The 24,384-nt window shown below is 65.8% G+C and carries 25 protein-coding genes; 5 read left to right on the top strand and 20 right to left on the bottom strand.

All coding sequences use genetic code 11. The annotated features are described in order from the left end of the window. Nucleotide 1 precedes the first annotated feature (1 nt). The 9 genes from BMI88_RS13265 to BMI88_RS13225 form a co-directional block, all read right to left on the bottom strand. Nucleotides 2-1,099: an ABC transporter permease gene (locus BMI88_RS13265; RefSeq protein WP_078549365.1), complete on the bottom strand. Its 1,098-nt coding sequence runs from the start codon at nt 1,097-1,099 to the stop codon at nt 2-4. After that, the gene (locus BMI88_RS13260; protein WP_078549363.1) at nt 1,099-2,781 is read right to left on the bottom strand and encodes an ABC transporter ATP-binding protein; all 1,683 of its coding nucleotides are present in this window, start codon (nt 2,779-2,781) and stop codon (nt 1,099-1,101) included. Before BMI88_RS13260 ends, BMI88_RS13265 begins: the two co-directional genes overlap by 1 nt. Further along, nucleotides 2,781-3,770 carry a BMP family ABC transporter substrate-binding protein gene (locus BMI88_RS13255; RefSeq protein WP_078521388.1) on the bottom strand — a complete coding sequence of 330 codons (990 nt, stop codon included), beginning with the start codon at nt 3,768-3,770 and terminating at the stop codon, nt 2,781-2,783. Before BMI88_RS13255 ends, BMI88_RS13260 begins: the two co-directional genes overlap by 1 nt. Before the next feature lie 152 nt (nt 3,771-3,922). After that, nucleotides 3,923-4,348 (bottom strand): ribosomal protein S18-alanine N-acetyltransferase, encoded by a 426-nt coding sequence (gene rimI, locus BMI88_RS13250; RefSeq protein ID WP_078549361.1) that lies wholly within the window; start codon nt 4,346-4,348, stop codon nt 3,923-3,925. Next, nucleotides 4,348-4,998 (bottom strand): tRNA (adenosine(37)-N6)-threonylcarbamoyltransferase complex dimerization subunit type 1 TsaB, encoded by a 651-nt coding sequence (tsaB, locus tag BMI88_RS13245; protein WP_078549359.1) that lies wholly within the window; start codon nt 4,996-4,998, stop codon nt 4,348-4,350. The genes rimI and tsaB overlap by 1 nt, the downstream gene beginning before the upstream one ends. Then, complete coding sequence (locus BMI88_RS13240; protein WP_078521382.1) at nt 4,991-5,551, bottom strand: NifU family protein; 561 nt, start codon at nt 5,549-5,551, stop codon at nt 4,991-4,993. Before BMI88_RS13240 ends, tsaB begins: the two co-directional genes overlap by 8 nt. A gap of 70 nt (nt 5,552-5,621) precedes the next feature. Further along, nucleotides 5,622-6,080: a DUF2267 domain-containing protein gene (locus tag BMI88_RS13235; protein WP_078549357.1), complete on the bottom strand. Its 459-nt coding sequence runs from the start codon at nt 6,078-6,080 to the stop codon at nt 5,622-5,624. A 3-nt stretch (nt 6,081-6,083) separates the two neighbouring features. After that, nucleotides 6,084-6,539, bottom strand: a complete 456-nt coding sequence (locus BMI88_RS13230) for a universal stress protein (protein WP_078521378.1) — start codon at nt 6,537-6,539, stop codon at nt 6,084-6,086. 74 nt (nt 6,540-6,613) lie between these two features. After that, complete coding sequence (locus BMI88_RS13225; protein WP_078549355.1) at nt 6,614-7,480, bottom strand: branched-chain amino acid aminotransferase; 867 nt, start codon at nt 7,478-7,480, stop codon at nt 6,614-6,616. 192 nt (nt 7,481-7,672) lie between these two features. Here BMI88_RS13225 and BMI88_RS13220 point away from each other — a divergent pair, with 192 nt between their 5' ends. Further along, complete coding sequence (locus tag BMI88_RS13220) at nt 7,673-8,290, top strand: sugar transferase (protein ID WP_078549353.1); 618 nt, start codon at nt 7,673-7,675, stop codon at nt 8,288-8,290. Beyond that, a complete protein-coding gene (locus BMI88_RS13215) occupies nt 8,287-10,407 on the top strand; it encodes a polysaccharide biosynthesis protein (RefSeq protein WP_078549351.1) in 2,121 nt (706 codons plus the stop codon). The genes BMI88_RS13220 and BMI88_RS13215 overlap by 4 nt, the downstream gene beginning before the upstream one ends. Here the strand turns inward: BMI88_RS13215 and truA are convergent. Next, on the bottom strand, nt 10,369-11,136 hold the full coding sequence (gene truA, locus BMI88_RS13210; protein ID WP_078549804.1) for a tRNA pseudouridine(38-40) synthase TruA: 768 nt from the start codon (nt 11,134-11,136) through the stop codon (nt 10,369-10,371). The genes BMI88_RS13215 and truA overlap by 39 nt on opposite strands. A 142-nt stretch (nt 11,137-11,278) precedes the next feature. Between truA and BMI88_RS13205 the strand changes: the two genes are divergently transcribed. Then, nucleotides 11,279-12,115: a DMT family transporter gene (locus BMI88_RS13205; RefSeq protein ID WP_078549349.1), complete on the top strand. Its 837-nt coding sequence runs from the start codon at nt 11,279-11,281 to the stop codon at nt 12,113-12,115. Between the two features lie 4 nt (nt 12,116-12,119). Here BMI88_RS13205 and BMI88_RS13200 read toward each other — a convergent pair whose 3' ends face one another. From BMI88_RS13200 to fsa, 5 genes are all read right to left on the bottom strand, one after another. Next, nucleotides 12,120-12,602: a hypothetical protein gene (locus BMI88_RS13200; protein WP_078549347.1), complete on the bottom strand. Its 483-nt coding sequence runs from the start codon at nt 12,600-12,602 to the stop codon at nt 12,120-12,122. Nucleotides 12,603-12,653: 51 nt separating this feature from the next. Further along, nucleotides 12,654-13,346 carry a CDP-alcohol phosphatidyltransferase family protein gene (locus BMI88_RS13195; protein WP_146673567.1) on the bottom strand — a complete coding sequence of 231 codons (693 nt, stop codon included), beginning with the start codon at nt 13,344-13,346 and terminating at the stop codon, nt 12,654-12,656. A gap of 42 nt (nt 13,347-13,388) precedes the next feature. Then, the gene (locus BMI88_RS13190) at nt 13,389-14,309 is read right to left on the bottom strand and encodes a tyrosine recombinase XerC (RefSeq protein ID WP_078549343.1); all 921 of its coding nucleotides are present in this window, start codon (nt 14,307-14,309) and stop codon (nt 13,389-13,391) included. Then, nucleotides 14,309-15,013, bottom strand: coding sequence for a DUF484 family protein (locus BMI88_RS13185; RefSeq protein ID WP_078542595.1), 705 nt, complete (start codon nt 15,011-15,013; stop codon nt 14,309-14,311). The genes BMI88_RS13190 and BMI88_RS13185 overlap by 1 nt, the downstream gene beginning before the upstream one ends. Before the next feature lie 142 nt (nt 15,014-15,155). Continuing rightward, the gene (gene fsa, locus BMI88_RS13180; RefSeq protein ID WP_078549341.1) at nt 15,156-15,806 is read right to left on the bottom strand and encodes a fructose-6-phosphate aldolase; all 651 of its coding nucleotides are present in this window, start codon (nt 15,804-15,806) and stop codon (nt 15,156-15,158) included. A 137-nt stretch (nt 15,807-15,943) separates the two neighbouring features. Between fsa and BMI88_RS13175 the strand changes: the two genes are divergently transcribed. Next, nucleotides 15,944-18,133: a primosomal protein N' gene (locus BMI88_RS13175; protein WP_078549802.1), complete on the top strand. Its 2,190-nt coding sequence runs from the start codon at nt 15,944-15,946 to the stop codon at nt 18,131-18,133. A 7-nt stretch (nt 18,134-18,140) separates the two neighbouring features. Here the strand turns inward: BMI88_RS13175 and BMI88_RS13170 are convergent, their stop codons facing one another. The 4 genes from BMI88_RS13170 to BMI88_RS13155 form a co-directional block, all read right to left on the bottom strand. Further along, nucleotides 18,141-18,713, bottom strand: coding sequence for a cob(I)yrinic acid a,c-diamide adenosyltransferase (locus BMI88_RS13170; protein WP_078549339.1), 573 nt, complete (start codon nt 18,711-18,713; stop codon nt 18,141-18,143). Continuing rightward, complete coding sequence (locus BMI88_RS13165; protein ID WP_078521361.1) at nt 18,713-18,916, bottom strand: twin transmembrane helix small protein; 204 nt, start codon at nt 18,914-18,916, stop codon at nt 18,713-18,715. Before BMI88_RS13165 ends, BMI88_RS13170 begins: the two co-directional genes overlap by 1 nt. A 61-nt stretch (nt 18,917-18,977) precedes the next feature. After that, entirely contained in the window at nt 18,978-19,817 is an 840-nt protein-coding gene (locus BMI88_RS13160; RefSeq protein ID WP_078521360.1) for an SDR family NAD(P)-dependent oxidoreductase, read from the bottom strand. A 121-nt stretch (nt 19,818-19,938) separates the two neighbouring features. Then, nucleotides 19,939-20,463 carry an SH3 domain-containing protein gene (locus BMI88_RS13155; protein ID WP_078549337.1) on the bottom strand — a complete coding sequence of 175 codons (525 nt, stop codon included), beginning with the start codon at nt 20,461-20,463 and terminating at the stop codon, nt 19,939-19,941. A gap of 168 nt (nt 20,464-20,631) precedes the next feature. On the opposite strand from BMI88_RS13155, the gene parC reads away from it, so the two are divergent. Further along, complete coding sequence (gene parC / locus BMI88_RS13150; protein WP_078549334.1) at nt 20,632-22,860, top strand: DNA topoisomerase IV subunit A; 2,229 nt, start codon at nt 20,632-20,634, stop codon at nt 22,858-22,860. A gap of 132 nt (nt 22,861-22,992) precedes the next feature. Here the strand turns inward: parC and BMI88_RS13145 are convergent, their stop codons facing one another. Further along, on the bottom strand, nt 22,993-24,366 hold the full coding sequence (locus BMI88_RS13145) for a cytochrome P450 (protein ID WP_078549332.1): 1,374 nt from the start codon (nt 24,364-24,366) through the stop codon (nt 22,993-22,995). Between the last annotated feature and the right edge of the window lie 18 nt (nt 24,367-24,384).

The raw sequence follows: 24,384 nt of genomic DNA, 5'->3' as shown, positions 1-24,384 counted from the left end.
CTCAGGCCTCCTTCCGGGCGTTGGCGCGCGCGACGAAGAAGCTCTCGATCGGTGCGCGCAGCATGTTGTCGAAGGCCCCGGTGAACAGGATCACGAGCGCCTGGATCACGGTGATCAGCTCGCGCGGGATCGTGGTTTCCAGCGCCAGCTCGCCGCCGCCCTGGTAGAGGAAGCCGAAGAGAAGTGCCGCGAGGAACACGCCGAACGGGTGGTTGCGGCCCATCAGTGCGACCGCGATCCCGATGAAGCCCGCGCCCTCGACCGAGTTGAGCACGAGGCGATGCGCCTCACCCATCACGTTGTTGATCGCCATCAGGCCGGCGAGGCCGCCCGAGATCAGCATCGCCGCCATCACGATTTTCACCGGCGAGATGCCGGCATAGCGCGCTGCCGACTCGGACCGCCCGAAAGCGCGGATCTCGAAGCCAAGCTTGGTGCGCCAGATCAGGACCCAGACGAGATAGCAGGCGAGGATCGCCACAAAGAAGGACACGTTCGCTGGGACCGATTTCGAGAAGAACTGACCGACGAGCGGGAAGTCATGGAAGGTCGGCAGATGTGTCGACGCGCCGAAGCGCGCGGTGGCCGGGTCCATCGAGCCGCGCGGACGCAGCACGTTGACCAGCATGTAGTTCAGCACTGCCGCGCCGATGAAGTTGAACATGATCGTGGTAATCACGATATGGCTGCCGCGCTTGGCCTGCAGATAGGCCGGGATCGCCGCCCAGGCCGCGCCGAAGATCGCGCCGCCTGCCATCGCCGCGATCAGCGCGATGGTCCAATGCGGCCACGGGAACGCGAGCAGCACCAGCGCCACGCCAAGCCCGCCCAGCGTCGCCTGACCCTCGCCGCCGATGTTGAACTGGCTGGCGTGATAGGCGACCGCGACCGCGAGGCCGGTGAAGATGAAGTTGGTCGCGTAATACAGCGTGTAGCCCCAGCCATAGGGCGAGCCGAGCGCGCCCGAGACCATGACCTTGATCGCCTTGATCGGGTCTTCGCCGATCAGCAGCACCACGATCCCCGAGATCACGAAAGCGATCAGCAGGTTGAGGAGCGGGATCAGGGCCACATCGACCCATTTCGGTGTCTTTTCCATTATTGGCTCTCCTCGGGCGCGGCGATCGTCCAGCCGTCCATGCCGCGCACGTCCTCGCCGCCCATGCCCGCCATGAGGCAGCCCATGCCGGTTTGCGTGGCGGTCTCGACGGGGCCGATGCCCATGATCTGCCCGTCGAACATGACCGCGACCCGGTCCGAGAGCGCCCGGATCTCGTCAAGCTCGACCGAGACCAACAGGATCGCGGCGCCTTGGTCGCGCAGTTCGATGATGCGTTTGTGGATGAATTCGATTGCGCCGATATCGACGCCGCGGGTGGGTTGGCCCACCAGCAGCAGCGCCGGGCTTCGTTCGATCTCGCGGGCCAGCACGATCTTTTGCTGGTTGCCGCCCGAGAAGCTCTTCGCGGGCAGGGTCGGGATCGGCGGACGCACGTCGAAGCGTTCCATCGCCTCGGCCGTGTGGGCGACGATCCCCGCATTGTCCATGACGAAGCGGTTCTTCTGATAGGCCGGATCGGTGTGATAGCCGAAGACCATATTCTCCCACGCGGCGAAATCGAGGATCAGGCCGAGGCTATGGCGGTCCTCGGGGACGTGCGAGATGCCCCGGCGCCGGCGGGACTGGCCGTCGCTATGCTTGCCGGTGAGGTCGATCTCTTCGCCGTTGATGCGGATGTTGCCGGTGCCCTTGGCGAAACCGCCGAGGATTTCCAGCAGTTCGGACTGGCCGTTGCCCGCCACGCCCGCGATGCCGAGGATCTCGCCCGCGCGGATTTCGAGATTGATGCCCTTGAGGCGCTCGATCCCGTCTTCGTCTTTCACGCGGAGGTTCTCGACCTCCAGCACGGTCTTGCCGGGTTGGGCTGCTGTCTTGTCGACGTTGAGCAGAACCTTGCGGCCCACCATCAGCTCGGCGAGTTGCTCGGGCGAGGTCTCGGCGGTCTTCACCGTCGCCGTCATCTCGCCGCGGCGCATCACGCTGACCGTGTCGGTGATCTCCATGATCTCGCGCAGCTTGTGGGTGATCAGGATGATCGTCTTTCCTTCCTTGCGGAGGAAATCGAGGATGCGGAAGAGGTGATCGGCCTCGGCGGGCGTCAGCACCCCGGTCGGCTCGTCGAGGATCAGGATATCCGCCTGACGATAGAGCGCCTTGAGGATTTCCACGCGCTGCTGGTGGCCGACGGAGAGCTCTTCGATCTTCTCGTCGGGATCGACGTTGAGCTCGTATTCCTCGGCGAGGCGCTTGAGTTCCTTGCGGGCCTTGGAGAGCGAGGGGCGCAGCAGCGCGCCATCCTCGGCGCCAAGGATGATGTTCTCGAGCACGGTGAAATTCTGCACCAGCTTGAAATGCTGGAAGACCATGCCGATGCCGGCGCTGATCGCGGCCTGGCTGTCGGGGATATGGGTGTGCTTGCCTTTGATCCAGATCTCGCCCGCATCGGCTTTGTAGAAGCCGTACAGGATCGACATCAGGGTGGATTTCCCCGCGCCGTTCTCGCCGATGATACCGTGGATCGTGCCGGGCATGACCCGGATCGAAATGTCCTTGTTGGCCTGCACCGTGCCGAAGGCTTTCGAGATGCCTTTCAGCTCGATCGCGGGCGCGCCCGTGGGCGTGGCGGCAGCGTGGGCCGCCTCGGCCGCATCGCTGGCGTTTTCAGTGGCAAGGGCGGCAGTTGCCTGCCGCCCCGCGTTGTTCGACTCTGTTGTGTTCATCACTCGACCGGGCAGCTGTCGTCCGACATGTAGTCATGCACTTCGATCTTGCCCGAAGCGATGTCGGCTTTCGCCTGCTCCACCGCTTTTTCCATCTCGGGCGTGACGAGCGACTTGTTGTTGTCGTCCATCGCGACGCCGACGCCGTTCTGGGCCAGACCCATCACCTTGATGCCCGGCTTCAGATCGGGGCCCGCCGAGAACGCGTCATAGACGGCGTTGTCGACACGCTTGAGCATCGAGGTCAGGACCTTGCCCGGGTGCAGGTAGTTCTGGTTGCTGTCCACGCCGATCGACAGGACGTCGCCATCCGCGGCTGCCTGCAGAACGCCGATGCCGGTGCCGCCGGCGGCTGCGTAGATCACGTCCGCGCCCTGGCTGATCTGGGCCTTGGCGATCTCGCCGCCCTTCACCGGGTCGTTCCACGCCGCCGGGGTGGTGCCGGTCATGTTCTGGATGACTTTCGCGTCGGGGTTCACGGCTTTCACGCCCTGAACGTAACCGCAGGCGAACTTGCGGATCAGCGGGATGTCCATGCCGCCGACGAAGCCGACGGTGCCGGTCTTCGAGGCCATCGCGGCCATCATGCCGACGAGGTAGGAGCCTTGCTCTTCCTTGAAGACGATCGACTCGACGTTGGGCTGGTCGACGACCATGTCGACGATCGCGAACTTGGTGTCGGGGTAGTCGGGAGCGACGGTGTTGAGCGTGTCGCCGAAGGCGAAGCCGGTCATCACGATCGGGTTGGCGCCGGACTCGGCGAGTTTGCGCAGGGCCTGCTCACGCTGAGCTTCCGACTGCATTTCCAGTTCCTTGTAGGAGCCGCCGGTCTCTTCGGCCCAACGCTTGGCGCCGTTGAAGGCGGCCTCGTTGAAGCTCTTGTCGTATTTGCCGCCCAGATCGTAAATGATCGCGGGATCGGCCAGCGCGGCCCCGGCGCTGAGCGCGAGCGCGGTCGCGGCGCCAAGGAACTTGGTGAAATAGGTCATGGATTACTCCCGAACGTTATGGCCCTGTTGGATAAGCCTGTTGGCGCGCTCGGTTCAGCGCGCGGACAGGCCGATTTGGGCAGAGCTTGCCAAGGGGGTCAAGCGTCAAGTTGTGGATGACGCGAGGTCGCAAGACAAATTTGATTGAACGGTCAGCTTGTCGCTCTAGCGAGCGGCAAAGTGAGAACCAGAGCGTCAATGCGATCGCCTTCCGGGTTGCGGTAATAGCCCTTCCGGCGCCCCGATTCCTTCCAGCCGGTCGCGGCATAAAGCGCGCGCGCGGCGTCGTTCTCGGCGGAGACTTCGAGGAAGGCGCTTTCGGCCCCCAGCGCTTCGGCTTCCTGTGCGAACCGCTCGACCAGCGCGCGGCCCGTGCCGTTGCGGCGGCCTTTCGGGTCGACCGCGAGGGTCAGAAGCTCGGCTTCGCCCGCGATGACGCGTCCCAGCAGGAAGCCTCGATTTTCGTTCAACAGAAAGGTGCCGGGGCCGCGCATCAGATCCCGGAATTCGGCCTCGTTCCACGGGCGCGGTGTGGTGAAGCAGGCGGCATGCAGCTCGGCGAGGGCTTCGGCGCGCATCAGTCGAGGATCCTCGGCGGCGGATCGGAGGGCGGAGCGGCGTCAGCGGCACGCAGATAAAGCGGCGCGGGGCGTTCTCCGGGGATGAATTCGCGAGAGGCCGCGATCCGTGCGATGGCTTCGGCGGGGGCGAAGGCTGCGGGCGCGGCGGCGGCACCGATCCGTTGGGCGACCTCTTCGGCGGCGGTGCCGATGCAGGTCAGGCCGGGTTCGGCCAAGCCCTCGGGCAGCGCGTCGAGCTCATGCAGATCGAGCGGAATGGCCTGTGCGGTGCGGAACCCTTCGAGATAGACGCGCTCGCGTGGTGCTGCGACGGCGGCAAGCACCGGACCTTCACTGCCGAATTGCGCAGCGTCGGTGATCGAGACGCCGAGCGCCGGGGCCCGCAGGCTCAGCGAAAGGCCGCGCGCGGCAGAGACGGCGATGCGGACGCCGGTGAAATTTCCCGGCCCGATCCCGACGCCGATCCGCGTCAGGTCGCGCCAGCCGACGCCCGCCTCTGCGAGCACCTCTTCGAGAAGCGGCATCAGCCGTTCGGCCTGTCCGCGTCCCATTTCCTCGTGTCGCGAAACGAGGCAGTCATCACCCGACAGCAAAGCGGCCGCGCAATGCGCGGCCGATGTGTCGAAGCCTAGCGTCAGATCAGGCATTGACCGGACGGACCTCTGAAACCTCGGGGATGTAATGTCTGAGCAGGTTCTCGATCCCCATCTTGAGCGTCAGCGTCGACGACGGGCAACCGGCGCAGGCACCCTGCATGTGCAGGTAGACCACACCACGCTCGAACCCGTGGAAGGTGATGTCGCCACCGTCCTGCGCCACGGCCGGGCGCACGCGGGTGTCGAGCAGTTCTTTGATCTGCGAGACGATCGCGCCGTCTTCGCCGTCATGCTCTGCATGGCCCGAGGGCGCGGCTTCGCCTTCGATCACCGGGGCGCCGGACTGGAAATGCTCCATGATCGCGCCGAGGATCGCCGGTTTCGCGTGATCCCAGCTGGTCGCATCGTCCTTCGTCACGGTCACGAAATCCGAGCCGAAGAACACGCCGGTCACGCCGGGCACTGCGAAAACGCGCTTGGCCAGCGGCGATTTGGCCGCCGTCTCGGCGGTGGGAAAATCAGCGGTGCCGGTCTCCAGCACGGTCTGGCCGGGCAGGAATTTCAGCGTCGCGGGGTTCGGGGTCGTCTCGGTCTGAATAAACATCGCGTGCCTCCTTGGCTTGCCGCTCATATGCGCCTTCCGACTGAATTAATCAAGTAATCGCGGCTATGCGCTAGATGAAGCGCGGCGCGATCTGGGCGGGATCGGTGACCTCCGGGCGCCAGAATGCCTCCGCGTCCGGCCCGATCCGCGCGAGAGCGGCCTCGAAGTCACGATGATTGACATGGCGCCAGAGCGCAAAGGCGGTGGCTTCGATGGCGTTATCGGGGGTCAGGTTGTGATGCGGGCGCAACGCCTGCGCTTCGCGGGTCATCTCGGTCCGGCTGCCAAATGGGCGCGGCGTCGCCATCACATCCCAGTGATACAGGAAGATGGCGCGCAACACCGCTGGCAGGCAATCGGCGAAGGCGATGGCCTCGACAGGGCGCAGCCGCGCACGGAAGGTGACGAAGACGCCCTCCACCGCCGTGTAGGTCATATTGTCGGAGTCGAGGCCCATCCGATCGCGCGCATCGGCGAGGAAGGAGGCGAACTCCTTCTGCGCATGGCGATAGGTCCAGGGCATCGGCATCGGTCAGGTGATCTGTTCGAGCTTTTCCTTCGACATCTCGCCCGGCACGATCGTCAGCGGGCAGGGCAGCGTTCCGGCCTGCTTGACCATCTGGCTGACCAGCGGCCCCGCACCGCCCTTGCCGGAGCCTGCTCCAAGTACCAGCACGCCGATCTCGGGATGTTCGTCCATCACGGCGATGATCTCGGGCACGGGCTCGCCCTCGCGGATCACCAGTTCCGGCTCCACGCCCTGACGGTCGCGCATCCATTTCGCGAAGACCTCGAAATGCGCCTCGATCCGCTCACGGGCTTCTTCGCGCATGATCTCGGCCACGCCGATCCAGTGCTGGTATTCGTCGGGCGGGATCACCGAGAGGATGATCACGCCGCCGCCGGTATGGTTCGCGCGCATCGCCGCGAAACGCATCGCGTTGAGGCATTCGCGGGTATCGTCGAGCACAACCAGAAACTTGCGCATGGCTCCTCCGGGACGGGGTGTGCGTGGATCATCGCCCGGCGCGAGGTCTTTGGCAACCGCGGGGGTGTCGAGGCTCAAAGCGGCGACCCTTGCGCCCAGTCCATATAGGCCTCGCGCGCCCGCTGGGTGCGCTTGCCGGGCGTGTAGCTGACATCGTCGAAGCCCGCGACCGGCGTGACCTTGGCGAAGTTGCCGGTCAGGAAGACCTCGTCGGCATTGCGGAAATCGTCGAGCGTCAGCACCGCTTCATGCACCGTCTCGCCGCCCTCGCGCAGAAGCCCCATGATCCGCTTGCGCGTGAGCCCCGCGAGGAATGTGCCGTTCGGCATGGGCGTGAAATACTCGCCATCCTTCACCATCCAGACATTCGCGGTCGCGCTTTCTGCGACATTGCCCATCGCATCCTGCACCAGCGCGTTGCCGAAGCCCTTGCGCTGCGCCTCGACCAGCATCCGGGCGTTGTTCGGATAAAGGCAGCCCGCCTTCGCATCGGTGACGTTATCGGCCAGAACGGGGCGACGGAATTGCGTGGTGGTCAACGTCGTCGACTTGCCGGGATCGGGCATCGCCACCTCTTCGAGGCACAGTGCGAATCCGGTCTCGCCGGGCTTCGGCGCGACTCCCAGATCGGAACCCGCAATCGCCCAATACATCGGGCGAACGTAGACGGCAGCACCCTTGTCGTATTTCCGCAGGCCCTCGCGCGCAATCTCGACAATCTCCTCGGCGGCGAGGGTCGGCGTGATCATCAGCGCCTCGGCGGAGCGGTTGGTGCGTGCGCAATGCAAGTCGAGATCGGGCACGACCCCGTCGAAAAGCCGCGCCCCGTCAAAGACCGAGCTGCCTTGCCAAAGCCCGTGATCGGCGGCGCGCATCACGGCGATATCGCCCTCGTGCCATGCGCCTTCGAACCATGTGCGGATGTTTTTGCCGAATGCCATCGGTGCCTCCTTCGTATCGGGCGCGATCCAACCACTCGCGCCCCGCGAAGTCCATACGACCGATTGTATCGGTGTCAGGTGTCGTGAGGTCCGGTCATGGGAGCGGGGCTGCGTTAACCGCATCGCAACTGCGACCTGCCTAGGCTTGCGGAAGTTTCGCCCCTTGTGGCTACCCGTAACTGGAGATTTGGCATGACCCCGGCCCGGCGCAGGCGTAAACGTCTCTTCGATCTGACGCTGGCGGTGCTGGCGCTGCCCGTGGTCTTGCCGCTGATCGTGCTTGTTTGGTTGGCGGTTGCACTGGTGCAGGGGCGACCGTGGTTCTACGGCGGCGAACGGATGCACAGTCCCACGCGCAGCTTTCAGATGTGGAAGTTCCGCACGATGGAGGCGGAGGCGGGCGATCACGGCATCACCGCCGGGCATAAGCGTGCACGGATCACCCCGCTCGGGCGGGTTCTGCGCCGCTGCCACGCCGATGAGCTGCCGCAAATCTGGAACGTCCTGCGCGGCGATATGAGCTTCGTCGGACCGCGCCCTCCGCTGCGCGAGGTGGTAGCGCGTTTCCCGCAGCTCTATGCGCAGGTGCTCGCAAGCCCGCCGGGGATCACCGGTCTCGCGAGCGTGCAGTTTGCACAAAAAGAGGCGCGTCTGCTGGCGCGATGTCGGACGGCGGAGGAGGCGCGGCGGATCTACGATCAGGCTTGCGTCCCCGAGAAAGCCCGGCTCGATCTGCTATACCAAAGGCAGGCCTCGTGGCGGCTCGATCTTGCGCTGATCTGGCAAACCCTGCGCGGAGGGATCGCGTGAGGGGAGCGCTTATCGACAAGATCGCGACGCGCCTGATCGCGCTGTCGCGCCCGCGCAAGGCGGCTGTCATCGCGAAGCTCGATGCGCTGCTCGCGATGGCGTGCCTTGCGCTGGTGTTGCAACTCACGCCTGCCTTGAGCCGCGGGGGCCTCGGGGGGAATGCCTGGCTCCTAGTCCTGACCGGAAGTGGTCTCGCCGCAGTGGCAAGCCTCGGTACCGGTTTAGCGCGCGTGTCCCTGAAGGACTTCGCCATGCTGGGAGCGGGAAGGGCGGTCGTCCTCTCCTGCTTCCCTGCACTCGCCCTCTGGGTCGGCCTCGGATGGCAGGGTGGCGGCACTGCGCTCTTCTTCGGTTGCGCGTTTTTGTCGGGCCTCGTGGTCCAGCGCTGGGCGCTTCTGGCGCTGACGGGATGGCTCTATCGACGCTCGAACGTCGTCTCGCGCATCGCAATCTACGGTGCTACGCCGGAGGGGATCGCGCTGGCACGGGCGTTGCGCGACCGATCCGGGTTTTTGACCTGCGCCTATCTCGACGACAGCCCGGTTTTGCGCGGCGCGACGTTGGACGGGGTGCCGGTTCTGGGTCCCGCGGCGCGCGAGACGCTGATCCGCAAATTCAATGTCGATCGCGTCGTCCTCGCCGATCCGCGCCTGCCCGAGCCGCGCAAGGCCGCGCTGGCGCGTGACCTCTCGCGCCTTGGATTGCGCTGCGAGGCGCTGCCGGATTTCGCCCTGCTGGTCGGCGGCGCGGATCTTGCCGCGCGGCTCGAACCGGTGCGCCCCGAGCGCTGGCTGGGCCGCTGTGAGATCACCGGGGGCGACCCGCCCGAGGCGGAGTTCTACCGCGGAAAATCCGTGCTCATTTCGGGGGCGGGCGGCTCCATCGGGGCAGAGCTTTGTCGTCAGATTCTCACCTGTAGCCCGGCGAAACTCGTCCTGCTCGAACTCTCGGAGCCCGCGCTTTTCGCCCTCCTGTCCGACCTGACGCCGCTCGCCGCCCGCGCGGGTGTCGACCTCGTCACCCGGCTCGGCTCCGCGGGGGACGCGGCGCTGGTGCGAGAGATCTTCGCGCAAGAGGCGATCGATGCCGTGTTCCACGCCGCCGCCTACAAGCACGTCGCACTGGTTGAGGAAAACCCGCTTTCCGGATTCGCGAATAACGTCACCGCCACGGTCTGCCTCGCGCGGGGGGCGCGGGCCGCGAAAGTTGCGCGGTTCGTGCTGATTTCCAGCGATAAGGCGATTGCACCTCGCTCGGCCATGGGTGCGTCGAAACGGATGGCCGAGCTGGTGGTGCAGGATCTTGCGACCCGCGCGGGCGCGACGGTTTTCTCGATCGTGCGCTTCGGCAATGTGATCGGCTCGTCGGGATCGATCGTGCCGATTTTCGAGCGGCAGATCGCGCAAGGCGGGCCGCTCACGCTCACCGATCCTGACGCCACACGCTATTTCATGACCATCGCCGAAGCGGCGCGGCTCGTGCTGATCGCCGGGCGCTGGGAGGTTTCGGGGCGGGTCTACGCGCTCGATATGGGCGCACCGATCCGGATCGGCGATCTCGCCCGGCAGATGGTCGAGGCGCGCGGGTTACGGCTGCGCGGGCCGGACTGCCCCGACGGCGAGATCGAGTTGTTGCGGATCGGTTTGCGGAGGGGGGAGAAGTTGCACGAGGCCCCCGTGACCGGCGCGCATAGCTGCGCGACTGCGCATCCGAAGATCACGCATGCGCCAGTGGCCCACCTCTCGGAACGCGAGACCGCCCTGCTTCTGCGTGATCTAGATGTGGCTGTGGCGCAGCGTTGCCGAGAGCGGCTTGAGGAACTCATATCGACGCTGCGGCGAATTGAGGGCGATGCCCTAGCGCCGCTCGTTTTGGACGAAGCGTCGCGTCTACAAAGCGCGGACGCGCGGGAAATCGATGTCACCGCGAAGGGCTGGCGCCGGCAAAACGGAACGCCCGGAAGCGAAGTGGCAAGCGCCGTGAATGAGGACGCGGCGTTCGTCCCTGCTGAAACGCGCGGCGTCGCCGTGCCAACACGAATGCCGTTTCTTCCCGCCCCGCCCGGCGCGCGGGGCGCGTCAGGCGAAGGGGTCGCTCGGATAGCCGACCGCGCTTAGATAGAGCCCCTGCGGCGGGCAGACCGGTCCGCAAGCGGCGCGGTCGCGCGCGGCGAGCGCTTCGCCCACGCGCTCGGGCGGCCAGGACCCGGCGCCGACGCGCTCCAGCGTGCCGACGATCGAGCGGACCTGATTGTGCAGGAAGCTGCGCGCGCGCAGGTGAAACCGGACCTCGCGCCCATGCGGGATGTCGATCGCCTCGACCCTGATCTCGTCGAGCGTTTTGACCGGCGAGTTCGACTGGCACATTGTCGAGCGGAAGGTGGTGAAGTCATGATGCCCGATCAGATGCGCGGCCCCTTCGCGCATCGCCTCGATATCGAGCGGGTTGAGGACCTGCCAGACCAGCCCGCGATCATGGGTCACCGGCGCGCGGCGTTGCACGAGCCGGAACAGGTAGCGCCGCTCTAGTGCAGAAAACCGGGAGTGGAATTCGTCTTCGACGCGGGCACAGGCGAGGATCGCGACCGGCGCGGGGCGCAGGTGATAATTCAGCGCCTCCGACAGCCGGAACGGGTCCCAATCCTTCGTCAGATCGGCATGGGCGACCTGCCCGGTGGCATGAACGCCCGCATCGGTGCGGCCAGCCGCGGCGATCGTATGGGGGCCGGGTTCGAGCTTGGCCAAAGCCGCCTCGACCGCGCCTTGCACCGAAGGCTGGTCGGCTTGACGCTGCCACCCGGAAAAAGGGCCCCCGTCATATTCGATTTTGAACGCGTATCTCGGCATGGAGCGGCCATAGCCCGAGCGCGCCCCGTTTCGCAATCCCCTCCGGGCCACGCGCCGCGATTGCGGGCCCATGCACGGGGCGGCTTGCCCTCGTCATGGCCCGGAGCTACCGATGGCCGGTCGGGCAGAGAAGGGCGCGGATATGAGTTTGACGATCATGGCGGCGGTGCTGGGCGCGGCCTTCCTGCATGCCCTGTGGAATGCGTTGATCCGTTTGGGCGGCTCGAAAATCCGCGCCATGGTGATGCTGTCCATTGCCGAGGCTCTGATCGGGCTTGTCGTGGCTTTGTCGCGCCCCTTGCCGGACAGCGCCGCGCTGGGCTGGATCCTTGCCGCGGGGGTGATCCATTTCGGCTACAAGTTCTTCCTCGCCCATGCCTATGAGCAGGGCGATCTGAGCCGGGTCTACCCGATCGCGCGCGGAACCGCGCCGATGATGGTGGCGATCGTCTCCGCCGCACTGGCGATCGATGCGATCAGCGGGCTCGAATATGCGGGGATCGCGGTGCTGGGGCTCGGGATCGCCCTGATGGCGCGCGGGGTTTTCACCGATGGCGAAAGCCGCCGCCTGCTGCCCTATGCGCTGGGCTCGGCGCTGGCGACCGCGAGCTATACGCTGGTCGACGGGATGGGCGCGCGCATCTCGGGCGAGCCCGTGGGCTATGTCGGATGGATCATGGTGCTGGGCGGGGTGTTCTTCGCGACGGGCATGCTCGGGCTGCGCGGGACCGCGATGTTGCGCGCCGCGCCACGCGAATGGGGGATCGCGACGCTAGGGGCAGCGGCTTCCTACGGGGCTTATGCGATCTCTATCTGGGCAATGACCCGCGCGCCGATCGCGCTGGTCGCGACCCTGCGCGAGACCTCGATCCTGTTCGCGGTGTTGATCGGCTGGCTCGTCTTCGGCGAGAAAATGCGGATGACGAAAGCGCTGGCGGCTCTGTTGATCGTGTCGGGCGTGGTGCTGACGCGGGTCTGAGCGCTCAGAACTGCGGCTGGCCTTGCTCGTCGCAGCTGGCAGGCATGGCGTCGTCCGCCGGGCGCGCGATCAGGTGCCCGGTCACGATTTGCAGAGGCGTGAAGGGCGGCTCCTGAATCGCGGGCTGGATCTGGCGGGTCACATAGCAGCCGCCGAAGCTCTCGGTTTTGCCGTCCCGCGTCCGGGCGCTCACTGTCACCCCGAGCGTGGTGTAGATCGAACCGGCTGCGCCTTCCGATGTCACCGGGCCGATCGTTACCGAAGCCTCGGCGGTGTCTGCATAGCCTTTCGCGAAATCCGCATAATCGCCGTTCTTTTCGGGATGGGCGAAATAGCTCCACGCGCGGGCGTAGTGATGCAGCGAGATCGCGTTGTAGAGCGAGCGGATCAGCGCCGCGGGGGTCGAGCGGTCGTCGATGTAGTCTGGCGCGGCGATAGCCGCGTGCCCGGAGAGGGCGAGAACGAGGAGCGCGAGAGTACGACGCATGAGGCCTCCTGAAAGATGTTGGTGCGGGTAGCCGGTGTGGCTACCGCAGGATCAACGTCTCTCGGGCACGAGTTGTTGCACGATGCCGACGAGCAGCAGGTAGATGGACGTGACGACCAGCCCCCAATGCGCCCAGCTTGCCGGGTCGAAATCGACCCATGCGGCCCAGCCCGCGAAGAAGGTCCACAAAAGCGCCATCGGCAAGGAGACCACGCGCCAGCGCTTCGTGCGCACCGGGTGAATGAACTTGAGCGGCAGGAACATCGCGATGGCGAGCGCCACGACGACGAGAAGGATCGTCCAATAGCCCGGCTTGAGCGCGAACAGCACCAGCACCAGCATGTTCCACGCGCCCGGGAAGCCCTGGAACGAGTTGTCCTTCGTCTTCATCCGGGTGTCGGAGAAATAGACGACGCTGCCATAGGTGATCGCGATGATCGCGAGCCAGCCCGTCCATCCCGGCAGCAGGCTCGACTGGAACAGCGCGAAGGCGGGGATGAAGACATAGGTCAGATAGTCGATGATCAGGTCCATCAGGACGCCGTCATAGAGAGGGAAATTCGCCTTCACATCGTAGCGCCGCGCGAGCGGGCCATCGATCCCGTCGACGAAGAACGCGGTGACGAGCCAGAGGAACATCAGCGCCCATTCGCCCTCTGCGGCCGCGAGAAGCGCGAGCATCGACAGCACGGCGCCGGTGGCGGTGAGGAGGTGAACGAACAGGGCTTTGATGCGGATATCCATCTGTCCGTGATGCCGGATTTGCGACGCAGGGGCAAGCGAACTTCAGGCGCGCGGATGGCTCTTGTCGTAGATTTCCATCAGCCGCGCTGCATCGACGGCGGTGTAGATTTGAGTCGTTCCGAGGCTCGCATGGCCCAGCAGTTCCTGAATGGCGCGCAGGTCGCCGCCGGCCGCCAGCAAATGCGTCGCGAAGCTGTGGCGCATTGCGTGCGGCGTCGCCGTGGAGGGCAGGCCCAGCGACATGCGCGCCCGCTCCATCGCCTTGGAGATCATGCGCGGATTGAGCGGCTTTCCGCGTGCGCCGTAGAACAAGGGCGCATCCGGCTCGGCGGGGTAGGGGCACAGGCGCATGTATTCGGCTACGGCATCGCGGGCGGCGGGTACGACCGGCACGAGCCGCTCCTTGTCGCCCTTGCCGCGGATGCGCAGCACCTCGGGCAGGGGGTGGGCGTCGGCGCGCAGGGCGAGCGCTTCGGAGATTCGCAGCCCGCAGCCGTAGAGCAGCGTCAGCACGGCGGCGTCGCGCGCGGCGATCCACGGCTCCATCGCCTGTGTGTCGACCTGTTCGATCATCCCGGCCGCGGCGTCCTCGTTCAGCGGGCGCGGGAGTTTGCGCTGATATTTCGGGCTGCGGGTCGAGAGGATATGGCTCGCGTCGAACCCGTCGCGATCGGCGAGCCAGCGGATGAAGCTTTTCACCGAAGAAAGCGCGCGGGAGAGCGAGCGCGAGGAGACCTCGCGGCCGCGTTCATGCGCCATCCATGCGCGCATATCGGAGGGGCCCAGCTGTGCGATCCGAGCGGTGCCCAAGCTCTCGCCATGATGGGTTTGCAGAAAGCCAAGGAAGCTCGCCACGTCATGCCGGTAGGCGGTGATCGTATGGTCGGAAGCGTCGCGCAGCCCGCGCAAATGGCTCAGCCATTCGGCGAGCGCGTCTTGCAGCCCTGCGGACGGCTCCGCCATCAATCCAGCCAGCGGCGCATTGTGCGTTCGAATACGCCTGCGAAGAAGGCCAGAAGATCGGTGCCTTGCGACGGTTTGAACTGATGCGGGTCCTCGGCGGCCATGACAAGCATGCCGGGCAGGCGGCCCTCGCCCAGATCGAGCTGCATCAGCGCCTCGGAGCGCACCCAGTTCGCCGCTTCGCCGAAGATCGCCTCGGAGCCCGGCACGGTCTGGCGCAGCACGACCTGTCGCGGCTGTCCGCCGCGCCCGCCGCGCATGTATTCGGTGATGAAGCCGGGTTCGGCCACGCAAAGCACCTCGCCCAGCTGGCGCAGCGCCGGGTCGTTCTCGTTCTGGTGGCTTTCCAGCACGAGGCGCACCGCGTCGACGCGCAGGATCTCGGCCACCTCGGTCGCGAGGTTGGACAGGAAAGACTGGAAGTCATGCGGGTCGAGCATCCGCAGCACGGCGCGGTGAATCTGGTTCGTGCCCGCGAGGTTCTCATAGGCCGCGGCGATGACAGACCGGTGGGTATCTTCCAGCCGGTCGAGCCGCGCCTCGAGCCGGGACATGGCCGCGCCGCGCAGATCGACGATATTGCCGCCCATCGCGGCCTCGTTCGCAGCGATCAGCGCCCGCATCAGGTCGCGGTCCTCGAGAATCACGTCAGGGTCGGAAATGATCTTGTCGCGGAGTTGCTCCACGAGGGCCGGTTCGGTCATGCCTGTCTCGTCGCTGGTCGATGCATCATTTTTTCCAAGCATACACGATGCGCCCCGCGACGCAGTCGAAAAAATCGGCCCGCTCGACGAAAAAGGCCCGCCGGAGAGGCGGGCCTTTGTTGTATCGGACGCGGGCGGAAGGTCAGATCTTCTGGCCGGTCGCTTCCCAGTCCTTGAGGAACTGGGCCAGACCCTTGTCGGTCAGCGGGTGGTTGACCATCGATTTGATGACCGCCGGCGGTGCGGTGATCACGTCGGCGCCGATGCGCGCGGCGTCGCTGATGTGGTTCACCGAGCGGATCGACGCGGCGAGGATCTGAGTCGTGAAGTCGTAGTTGTCATAGACCGTGCGGATGTCCTCGATCAGGTTCATCCCGTCGATGTTGATGTCGTCGAGACGGCCGATGAAGGGCGAGATGAAGGTCGCGCCCGCCTTCGCGGCGAGGATCGCCTGCGCGGTCGAGAAGCACAGCGTGACATTGACCATGTGGCCTTCGGATGCGAAAGCCTTGCATGCGGTCAGGCCGTCCCAGGTCAGCGGAACCTTGATCGCGATATTGGGGGCGATCTTGGCGAGCTTCATACCTTCTTCGATCATGTCCTTGGCTTCGGTGGCCACGACTTCGGCCGAGACCGGCCCGTGGACCATGTCGCAGATTTCCTTGGTGACTTCGAGAATGTCGCGGCCCGATTTCAGGATCAGCGACGGGTTGGTGGTCACGCCATCGACCATGCCCAGATCGTTGAGTTCCTTGATCGCGGCGGTGTCGGCGGTATCGACGAAGAATTTCATGGCAGCTCTCCTTGGCAGCAGTCGCGAGCGTGTTAGCGCAAAAGTGGCGACGGCGAAAGAGGTCGCAGCAGGACGGGGGCTCCGCCCCGCGGCGTCGCCGCTCCCCGGGATATTTAGCGCAGTTGGAAGGCATGGCGATGTCTGAACCCGGTTGGTTCGAAGAGGGCGCGCGGGTCGCGGTGCTGACGGCGGAGCCGATCGGGCGGCCGCTCGATTATCGCGCGCCGGAGGGCGGGTGTTTCAGCGGGGCTTTCGTCGAGGTGCCGCTGGGGCCGCGCAAGGTGCTGGGCGTGGTCTGGGGACCGGGCGAGGGCGGTTTCGATGCCGCCAAGCTGCGCGCGGTGAACCGGGTCTTCGACGTGCCGCCGATGCGCGACGAACTGCGGGTGTTTCTGGAGCGGATGGCGGAATACACGATGACGCCCTTGCCGCAGGTGCTGCGTCTGGCGACGCGGGCGCCGGGCTTGGGCGATCCGCCGGGGATGCGAACGATTTACCGGCTGGGTGATCGGGAGCCGTCGCGGATGACCGATGCGCGGGCGCGGGTGCTGGAGGTGCTGGAAGAGCATGGCGGTGCGGGCTTCTACCTCAGCGAGCTGGCGCATCTGGCCGGGGCGACGACGCAGGTGGTCAAAGGGCTGGTGAAGACCGGCGCGCTGATCGAGGCGGAGGTGCCGCGCGATCAGCCGTTCCCGCGGCTCGATCCGGCGCGGCCCGGCAAGGCGCTGTCGGAGGCACAGACCACGGCGGCGGAGGCTTTACGCGCGGGCTCCGGGGCTTATTCGACGACGCTTCTGAAGGGCGTGACCGGCTCGGGCAAGACGGAGGTCTATCTGGAGGCGGTCGCGGAATGTCTGCGCAAGGGGCGGCAGGCTTTGGTGCTGCTGCCCGAGATCGCGCTGAGTTCGGAGTTTCTCTCGCGGGTCGAGGCGCGGTTCGGCGCGCGCCCCGGCGAGTGGCATTCCGGCGTCACGCAGAGCGAGCGGCGCAGGCTGTGGAAGGCCTGCGGTGCGGGCGAGGTGCAGCTTGTCGTCGGTGCGCGGTCTTCGCTGTTCCTGCCTTTTCGTGATCTGGGACTGATCGTGGTCGATGAGGAGCATGACAGCTCTTACAAGCAGGAGGAGGGCGTTCTCTATAACGCCCGCGACATGGCGGTGCTGCGCGCTTCGGGCTGTTCGGCGCAGGTTGTGCTGGCCTCGGCGACACCCAGCCTCGAGACATGGGCAAACGCGGAGGCGGGGAAGTATCAGCGGCTCGATCTGGGGGCGCGGTTCGGCACGGCGGAACTGCCTGAGATGGGCACGATCGACATGCGCGACGAGGCGATCGAGAGCGCGCATTGGATCGGGCCGACGCTGGTGAAAGAGGTTCTGGCGCGGGTGGCCGAGGGGCAGCAGGCGATGCTGTTTCTCAACCGTCGCGGATATGCGCCGGTCACGATCTGCCGGGCCTGCGGGCATCAGATCGGCTGCGATCATTGCGACGCGCGGATGGTGGAGCACCGTTTCCTCAAGCGGCTCGTCTGCCACCAATGCGGCGAGACCAAGCCGATCCCGGTGAAATGTCCGAGCTGCGAGGTGGAGGGGAAACTCGCCCCAGTCGGGCCGGGGGTCGAGCGGCTGGCCGAGGAGGTCGCGGAGCGCTTTCCCGAGGCGCGTCTGGCGGTGCTGTCTTCGGACCTGTTCGGCTCGGCCCGCGCGCTGAAGGAGAAGATCGCGGAGATCGCACAGGGCGAGGCGGATATCATCATCGGCACGCAGATCGTGGCGAAGGGGCATAACTTCCCGCGCCTGACCTTGGTGGGCGTTATTGACGCCGATCTTGGCTTGCAGGGCTCGGACCTGCGCGCGGCGGAGAAGACGTTCCAACTGATGCGGCAGGTGGCGGGCCGGGCGGGCCGCGCCGAGGAGAAGGGCGCGGCGCTGTTGCAGACCTATCAGCCCGAACACCCGGTGATCCGCGCGATTCTGGGCGGCGACGAGGAGGCGTTCTGGGCGCAGGAGGCCGCCGCGCGGCAGGCGCAGGGCGTGCCGCCTTACGGGCGGATGGCGGGGATCATCCTGTCAGGGCCGGATTTGCAGCCGCTGTTTGAGGTGGGCAATCACCTTGCGCGCAACGATGCCGCCCTGCGCCGGATCGGGGCGCAGGTCTTCGGGCCCGCGCCTGCGCCGATCGCGCGGGTGCGCGGGCGGCACCGGGTGCGGCTCTTGGTGAAGGCAGAGAAAAGCGCGCCGCTACAGGGCGCGCTCAAGGCTTGGCTCAAGGGGCTGAAGCTGCCGACCAATGCGCGGCTCGCGGTCGATATCGATCCGCAGAGCTTTCTGTAGGGGGCGCTTAGCGGCTCCCGCCTGGAACCCAGAGCACATCGTCCTTGCCGTCGTCATTCGCGATCCGGGCAGCGACGAAGAACCAGTCGGACAGGCGGTTGAGGTATTTCACCGCCCATTCGTTCACGCCTTCGATTGCGGCCAGCGACACGGCCTCGCGCTCGGCGCGGCGTGCCACGGTGCGCGACATGTGCAGGTGCGCGGCAAGCGGCGTGCCGCCCGGCAGGATGAAGCTGCGCAGCGGCTCCAACTTCTTGTTCATCGCGTCGATCTCGGTCTCGAGCCGGGTCACCTGAGACTCGACCATGCGCAGGACGGGGTAGCCCGCCTCGTCGTCATGCTCCATATCGGGCCGCGCCAGATCGGCACCCAGATCGAAGAGGTCGTTCTGGATCACGGAGAGCTGCTTTTGCAGCGCCTCATCCGCATGCAGGCGCGCAATGCCCACGGTCGCGTTCAGCTCGTCCACGGTGCCATAGGCGGTCACGCGCGCGGAATGTTTGGCGACGCGCACTCCGTTCGAGAGCGCGGTTTCCCCGGCATCGCCGGTGCGCGTGTAGATGCGATTGAGAACGACCATCAGCCACCCCTTCTGAGATAAACGAACAACAGGATCAGCGCGATCGCGACCGCCTGGGCGGCAATGCGCAACCGCATCAGCTTGTTGGCATGTTTCTTGTTGAAATCGCCCCCGCGTCCGAAGCCCGCGATGCCGATCATCAAGATCACCAGAACCGCCAAACTCGCCAGAGCGACGACATAAAATAACGGGTCGTTGCGCATGTAGTCTCTCTCCCTCTGGGCTCAAGACATAGCTGGAGATCACGAAAATGCGAAAGGATTTTCAGCCCTTGTCCAGCACCCAGTCGAGCATCCGGTCCGGTAGGAAGCGGCGCACGACGCTGATTGCCTTGGTCGGCGTGGTGATCTTGTAGCGCGGCTTCGGGTTCGGGGCCTCGAGCGCCTTGAGGATCGCCTTGGTCACCTCGGAGGGCGGCAGTTCGAACGTGTCGGGCTTGCCGCGGCTTTGGTAGAGGCGCTTGAGCAGGCTGCCCTCGTATTGTGCGCGGCGGGCGGAGTTCTCCCAATCCACCCATTTCTCGAAAGGCGGGATCGAATTGACCCGGATTTTCGAGGTGATCGGGCCGGGCTGGATCAGCACGATCTTGATATTCGTATCGGCCATCTCGAGCCGCATCACATCGGTCAGCCCTTCCAACGCGAATTTCGTCGAGGCATAGGCCGCGCGCCATTTCAGCCCGACGAAGCCCAGAACCGAGGAGCATTGCAGGATGCGCCCCTCGCCATTGTCGCCCTGCGCGCGCATCACCTTGATCGCGCGGGTCGTCAGGTCGTGCAGGCCGAACAGGTTGGTCTCGAAAATCTCGCGCAGCGCGCCGGGGGGGATGTCCTCGGCAGCGCCGGGGCAGGCGAAGGCTGCGTTGTTGTAGAGCGCGTCGAGCCGGCCGTGTCCGCGCGCCAGCGCCTCGTTGAAGCCCGCCTCGATGCTTTCGGGATCGGCCACGTCGAGCTGGAACGAGATCAGCCCTTCGGAGCGCAGGCGCTCGCAATCTTCTTCACGGCGGCAGGTGGCGAAGACTTTCCAGCCCGCGGCTTTAAGCCCGTGGGCCGCGTCATAGCCGATGCCCGAGGAGCATCCAGTGATAAGGATCGTCTTGGCCATGCGCGCGCCTTCCCTCTGATCCGGCGACGCAAAGAAAAACCCGCCGGAGATTTGCCTCCGACGGGGGTATTTCGAGCCATTTGAAAAGGCAAGATTTTAGCGGCTGGCAGGCCGGTTTAGGTCAATTTGCCGGGCGCAGGTACTTCTTGGAGACCCAGCCTTCGGTGCCGTCGCCCTCGATCTTCACATTCGCCCAGCCGCCGATCTCGGCCACGACGAGCACATCGTCGCCCTTGCGGACGCGGTCGATCGCGGCGTTGCTGGTCGAGGGGCCCGAGCGCACGTTGAGCGCATTGGCTGTCACGCTCCAGAGCGTGCCGCCTTCGACTTTCGGCGCCGAGGTGTCGCGATATTCCGGCGACGGTTTGAGCTCGGGGCCCGGCATCCGCGCGTTCGGCGTGACGCGGGTGATCAACGAGGCTTTCTCGATCTTCGGCGTGTTGGCTTGTGATGCAGCAGCCTTCGCGACAATTTGAGGGGCCTCGCTGGCCGAAAGCTCTTGATTATCGCTCGCGGCGCGTGAGACCTGTACGGTGTCATTCGACGTGGCCGCAGAGGCCTGTTCGACGTTCCCGGGAACGTCGCGTCCGGCGATGGCCATAACGGCGTAAATACCCGCCAAAGTGGTCAGCAACAACTTGCCCATGATCAACCCCCTGATTCCGATTGGCAGCTGGGGAAGCGTGAAAATATTAACACGATTCTCTCTGCTCTACGTCGGTGAAATTCCGCCGACGGGGGAAAAGTTCCATGGAAATTCCTATTCCTGCTTTTCCCGCTGGACCGGGATCGGGCGCGGCTTTAGTAAATCCGCATGAGCAGTGACGAAGAAAATCCCCTCTCCACCAGTTCCGAACCGCTGAGCCGTGCGATCGGCGAGCGCTATCTGACCTATGCGCTCTCGACGATTATGCACCGGGCCTTGCCCGATGCGCGCGACGGCCTGAAGCCGGTGCATCGGCGCATCCTCTTCGCGATGCGCGAGCTGAAGCTGTCGCCCACCGGCGGCTTCCGGAAATCCGCGAAAATCTCGGGCGACGTGATGGGGAACTACCACCCCCATGGCGATGCCGCGATTTACGATGCGATGGCGCGTCTCGCGCAGGATTTCGCGATGCGCTACAAGCTCGTCGATGGGCAGGGCAATTTCGGCAATATCGACGGCGATAACCCGGCAGCCTCGCGTTATACCGAGGCGCGTCTGGCCTCTCCGTCCGAGTCGCTTCTGCAAGGTCTTGCCGAGGATGCGGTCGATTTCCGTCCGAATTACGACGGCACGCTGACCGAGCCGGTCGTGTTGCCCGCCGCCTTCCCGAACCTGCTGGCCAATGGCGCAAGCGGCATCGCGGTCGGCATGGCGACGAACATCCCGCCTCACAATCTCGGCGAGCTGGTCGAGGCGCTTTTGGAGATGATCAAGCGTCCTGACATCACCGATGACGAGCTGGTCGAGCATATCCCCGGCCCCGATTTCCCGACCGGCGGCGTGCTGGTCGAGCCGCCCGAGAATGTCCGCGACGCCTATCGCACGGGCCGCGGCGCGTTCCGCCTGCGGGCGCGTTGGGAGAAAGAGGAACTGGGTCGCGGTCAATGGCAGATCGTCGTCACCGAGATCCCCTATCAGGTGCAGAAATCCAAGCTGATCGAGCGTCTTGCCGAGGTCATTCAGACCCGCAAGGTGCCCGCGCTGGCCGATGTGCGCGACGAGAGCGCCGACGATATCCGCATCGTGCTTGAGCCGAAATCGCGCACCGTCGAGCCCGAGATGCTGATGGGCATGCTGTTCAAGAACTCCGATCTGGAGGTCCGCTTCTCGCTCAACATGAACGTGCTGATCGACGGGCGTGTGCCGAAGGTATGCTCGCTCAAGGAAGTGCTGCGCGCCTTCCTGGATCACCGGCGCGAGGTGCTGCTGCGCCGCTCGCAGCACCGGATGGACAAGATCGACGCGCGTCTGGAAGTGCTCGAAGGCTACATCATCGCCTTCCTGAACCTCGACCGGGTGATCGAGATCATCCGCTACGAGGACGAGCCCAAGGCGATGCTGATGGCCGAGTTCGAGCTGTCGGATGTGCAGGCCGAAGCGATCCTGAATATGCGCCTGCGCAGTCTGCGCAAGCTCGAGGAGATGGAGCTCAAGCGCGAGCGCGACGCGCTGATCGAAGAGCGCTCGGGGCTCGAAGACCTGCTCGCCTCCGAAAAGCTGCAATGGAAGACGATCGGCGGTGAGCTGAAAGACATCGACAAGAAATTCGGCCGCAATGCCGAAGGCGGCGCGCGGCGCACCGGCTTCGCCGAGGCCGGCGAGGTCGAGGAAGTGCCGATCGAGGCGATGATCGAACGCGAGCCGATCACCGTGATCCTGTCGAAGATGGGCTGGATCCGGGCGATGAAGGGCCATAACGCGCTCGATGCCGAGGTGAAGTTCAAGGATGGCGACGGGCCGATGTTCGCCATGCATGCCGAGACCACGGACCGGATCGTCGCGATGGGTTCGAACGGGCGCGCCTATACCGTGCTGGGGGCCAACCTGCCCGGCGGGCGCGGCATGGGCGAGCCGCTGCGCCTGATGGTCGACCTGCCCAACGAGGCGGAGGTGACGCATCTGCTGCTGCCGAAGGCGGGCGAGAAATATCTGCTGGCCTCCTCGGATGGCGACGGCTTCGTCTGTCCGGGCGAAGAGCTCGTGGCGCAGACCAAATCGGGCAAGCAGGTTCTGAACATGAAGGGCGCGGCGAAAACCACCGTCTGCTCGAAGATCGACGGCGATACGGTCGCCTGCGTCGGTCAGAACCGAAAGCTGCTGGTCTTTGCGCTTGAAGAATTGCCCGAGATGGCGCGCGGCAAAGGCGTCCGGCTGCAGAAATACAAGGATGGGGGGCTGAGCGATGCGAAGACCTTCACCCTGGCCGATGGTCTGAGCTGGAAGGATCCGGCGGGCCGCACCCGGACCGAGACCGATCTCGCCGAATGGACCGGCAAGCGGGCCTCGGCGGGTCGCATGGCGCCGCGTGGCTTCCCGCGGGACAACAGGTTCACCTGAGGCTTTGCCTGAGGGATCGTCCGGGCAGGCCCGGGCGATCCGGCAGGGGGCGCTGCCCCCTCTTGCCCTGTCGGGCAATTCACCCCCGGGATATTTTTGCCAAGGCGAAGGGCGCGTGTTCGCTCTCGCGCGTTACGCACGCTCCGCTGTCAGCCAGATGCCGCCTTTGGGGCGTGTCGTCAGGATCATCTCCGGCACGGGCTCGCGTCCCGGCACGGCGGTGAAGCGGAACCGGGCGAGGAGCGTGGCGAGGATGATCTGTGCCTCCTGCATCGCGAAGCCCGCGCCGATGCAGATGCGCGGCCCGGCCCCGAAGGGCAGGAAGGCGAAGCGGTCATGCGTCGGATTGGCGAAACGATCCGGGCGGAAGGCATGCGGGTCGTCCCACAGCGCGTGGTGGCGGTGGAGCGCGTAGATCGGCAGCATCACCGTGTCGCCTGCGCGTACCTCGCGCCCCAGAAGCGTGTCGGGTTTGCGCGCCGTGCGCGACAGGAAGCCCGCAGGCGGGTAGAGGCGCAGGCTTTCGTTCACGATCTGCGCGACGAGGGGCATCTTCGGCAGGTCGTCGACGGTCGCCGCGCGCGCGCCGAGCGCGGCCTGCGCCTCGCTGCGGGCGGCCTCCTGCACCTCCGGGTCGAAGGCGCAGAGGTAGAGCGCCCAGGCGAGCGTCAGCGCGGTCGTCTCGTGGCCTGCGACGATGAAGGTCAGCAGGTTGTCGCGCAGCTCGGCAGGGCTCATCTCGCGGCCGGTTTCGGGGTCCTGCGCACCGTCGAGCAGGTCCAGAAGGTCGGGCACCGATTTCGCCTCGCCCGCGCGCCGGGCCTCGATGGCGCGGTCGGCATGGCGCTTGAGGTCGCGCACGACGCCCGAGGAGATCACCCTGTGCGGGCGTGGCACCCAGGCGGGCAGGGCGAAGAGGTCGAGAAGCGAGACCTTCGCCGTCTGCGCGATATAGGCGTCGATCGCCCGATGGATCGCGGCACGGTCGAAGCCCTCGTCGCCGGAGAAGGTCACGTCCGAGATCACCTCGAAGGTCGCGGCAACCATCTCCTGATGCAGGTCCACCGCGCGGCCGGTATCGGCGGCGGTGCTGATGCGCGCCGCAGAGGCCTCCGCTGCGGCGCCCATGACGGGGGCGAGCGCCTCCATGTTGCGCGCGGCGAAGACTGGAGAGGCGGCGCGGCGCTGCCAGCGCCATTCGGCCCCTTCGGCGACGAACAGCCCTTCCCCTACGGCAGGGCCGAGAATGAGCTTGGTCACCACCGATTTCGGATAATCCTCGACGCGCGTCTTGAGGATGTGGCGCAGGCTGTCGGGGTCCATAACCATATGCCAGCGCGCCCCCGTATTGCCCGAGATGATCGGCGCATGGGTCGCCAGTTCCGGTATGATTTCCAACAGGTTGCGCCGCGCGGCGCGGAAGCTCGCGAAGATGCCCAGCGGATGCTCGGCAAGGGGCGCACGGGCCGGAAGGCGGTGGGTGTCGTCTGTCGCAGCGTAATCCATGGAGAGATGGTAGTGCGG

The organism is Thioclava sp. F36-6, from assembly GCF_002020305.1.
Taxonomy (GTDB): Bacteria; Pseudomonadota; Alphaproteobacteria; order Rhodobacterales; family Rhodobacteraceae; genus Thioclava; species Thioclava sediminum.
This window is presented reverse-complemented; position numbering and strand designations above follow the sequence as displayed.

Coding starts and splice junctions, on each gene's coding strand:
- BMI88_RS13165 (WP_078521361.1), bottom strand. CDS start 18,916: ATGCGCAACGACCCGTTATTTTATGTCGTCGCTCTGGCGAGTTTGGCG.
- parC (WP_078549334.1), top strand. CDS start 20,632: ATGAGCAGTGACGAAGAAAATCCCCTCTCCACCAGTTCCGAACCGCTG.
- fsa (WP_078549341.1), bottom strand. CDS start 15,806: ATGAAATTCTTCGTCGATACCGCCGACACCGCCGCGATCAAGGAACTC.
- BMI88_RS13185 (WP_078542595.1), bottom strand. CDS start 15,013: ATGACCGAACCGGCCCTCGTGGAGCAACTCCGCGACAAGATCATTTCC.
- BMI88_RS13255 (WP_078521388.1), bottom strand. CDS start 3,770: ATGACCTATTTCACCAAGTTCCTTGGCGCCGCGACCGCGCTCGCGCTC.
- BMI88_RS13145 (WP_078549332.1), bottom strand. CDS start 24,366: ATGGATTACGCTGCGACAGACGACACCCACCGCCTTCCGGCCCGTGCG.
- BMI88_RS13230 (WP_078521378.1), bottom strand. CDS start 6,539: ATGCGCAAGTTTCTGGTTGTGCTCGACGATACCCGCGAATGCCTCAAC.
- BMI88_RS13160 (WP_078521360.1), bottom strand. CDS start 19,817: ATGGCCAAGACGATCCTTATCACTGGATGCTCCTCGGGCATCGGCTAT.
- rimI (WP_078549361.1), bottom strand. CDS start 4,348: ATGCGCGCCGAAGCCCTCGCCGAGCTGCATGCCGCCTGCTTCACCACA.
- BMI88_RS13235 (WP_078549357.1), bottom strand. CDS start 6,080: ATGCCGATGCCCTGGACCTATCGCCATGCGCAGAAGGAGTTCGCCTCC.
- BMI88_RS13260 (WP_078549363.1), bottom strand. CDS start 2,781: ATGAACACAACAGAGTCGAACAACGCGGGGCGGCAGGCAACTGCCGCC.
- BMI88_RS13155 (WP_078549337.1), bottom strand. CDS start 20,463: ATGGGCAAGTTGTTGCTGACCACTTTGGCGGGTATTTACGCCGTTATG.
- BMI88_RS13205 (WP_078549349.1), top strand. CDS start 11,279: ATGAGTTTGACGATCATGGCGGCGGTGCTGGGCGCGGCCTTCCTGCAT.
- BMI88_RS13220 (WP_078549353.1), top strand. CDS start 7,673: ATGACCCCGGCCCGGCGCAGGCGTAAACGTCTCTTCGATCTGACGCTG.
- BMI88_RS13240 (WP_078521382.1), bottom strand. CDS start 5,551: ATGTTTATTCAGACCGAGACGACCCCGAACCCCGCGACGCTGAAATTC.
- BMI88_RS13190 (WP_078549343.1), bottom strand. CDS start 14,309: ATGGCGGAGCCGTCCGCAGGGCTGCAAGACGCGCTCGCCGAATGGCTG.
- BMI88_RS13200 (WP_078549347.1), bottom strand. CDS start 12,602: ATGCGTCGTACTCTCGCGCTCCTCGTTCTCGCCCTCTCCGGGCACGCG.
- BMI88_RS13195 (WP_146673567.1), bottom strand. CDS start 13,346: ATGGATATCCGCATCAAAGCCCTGTTCGTTCACCTCCTCACCGCCACC.
- tsaB (WP_078549359.1), bottom strand. CDS start 4,998: ATGCCTGATCTGACGCTAGGCTTCGACACATCGGCCGCGCATTGCGCG.
- BMI88_RS13175 (WP_078549802.1), top strand. CDS start 15,944: ATGTCTGAACCCGGTTGGTTCGAAGAGGGCGCGCGGGTCGCGGTGCTG.
- BMI88_RS13225 (WP_078549355.1), bottom strand. CDS start 7,480: ATGGCATTCGGCAAAAACATCCGCACATGGTTCGAAGGCGCATGGCAC.
- BMI88_RS13265 (WP_078549365.1), bottom strand. CDS start 1,099: ATGGAAAAGACACCGAAATGGGTCGATGTGGCCCTGATCCCGCTCCTC.
- BMI88_RS13170 (WP_078549339.1), bottom strand. CDS start 18,713: ATGGTCGTTCTCAATCGCATCTACACGCGCACCGGCGATGCCGGGGAA.
- truA (WP_078549804.1), bottom strand. CDS start 11,136: ATGCCGAGATACGCGTTCAAAATCGAATATGACGGGGGCCCTTTTTCC.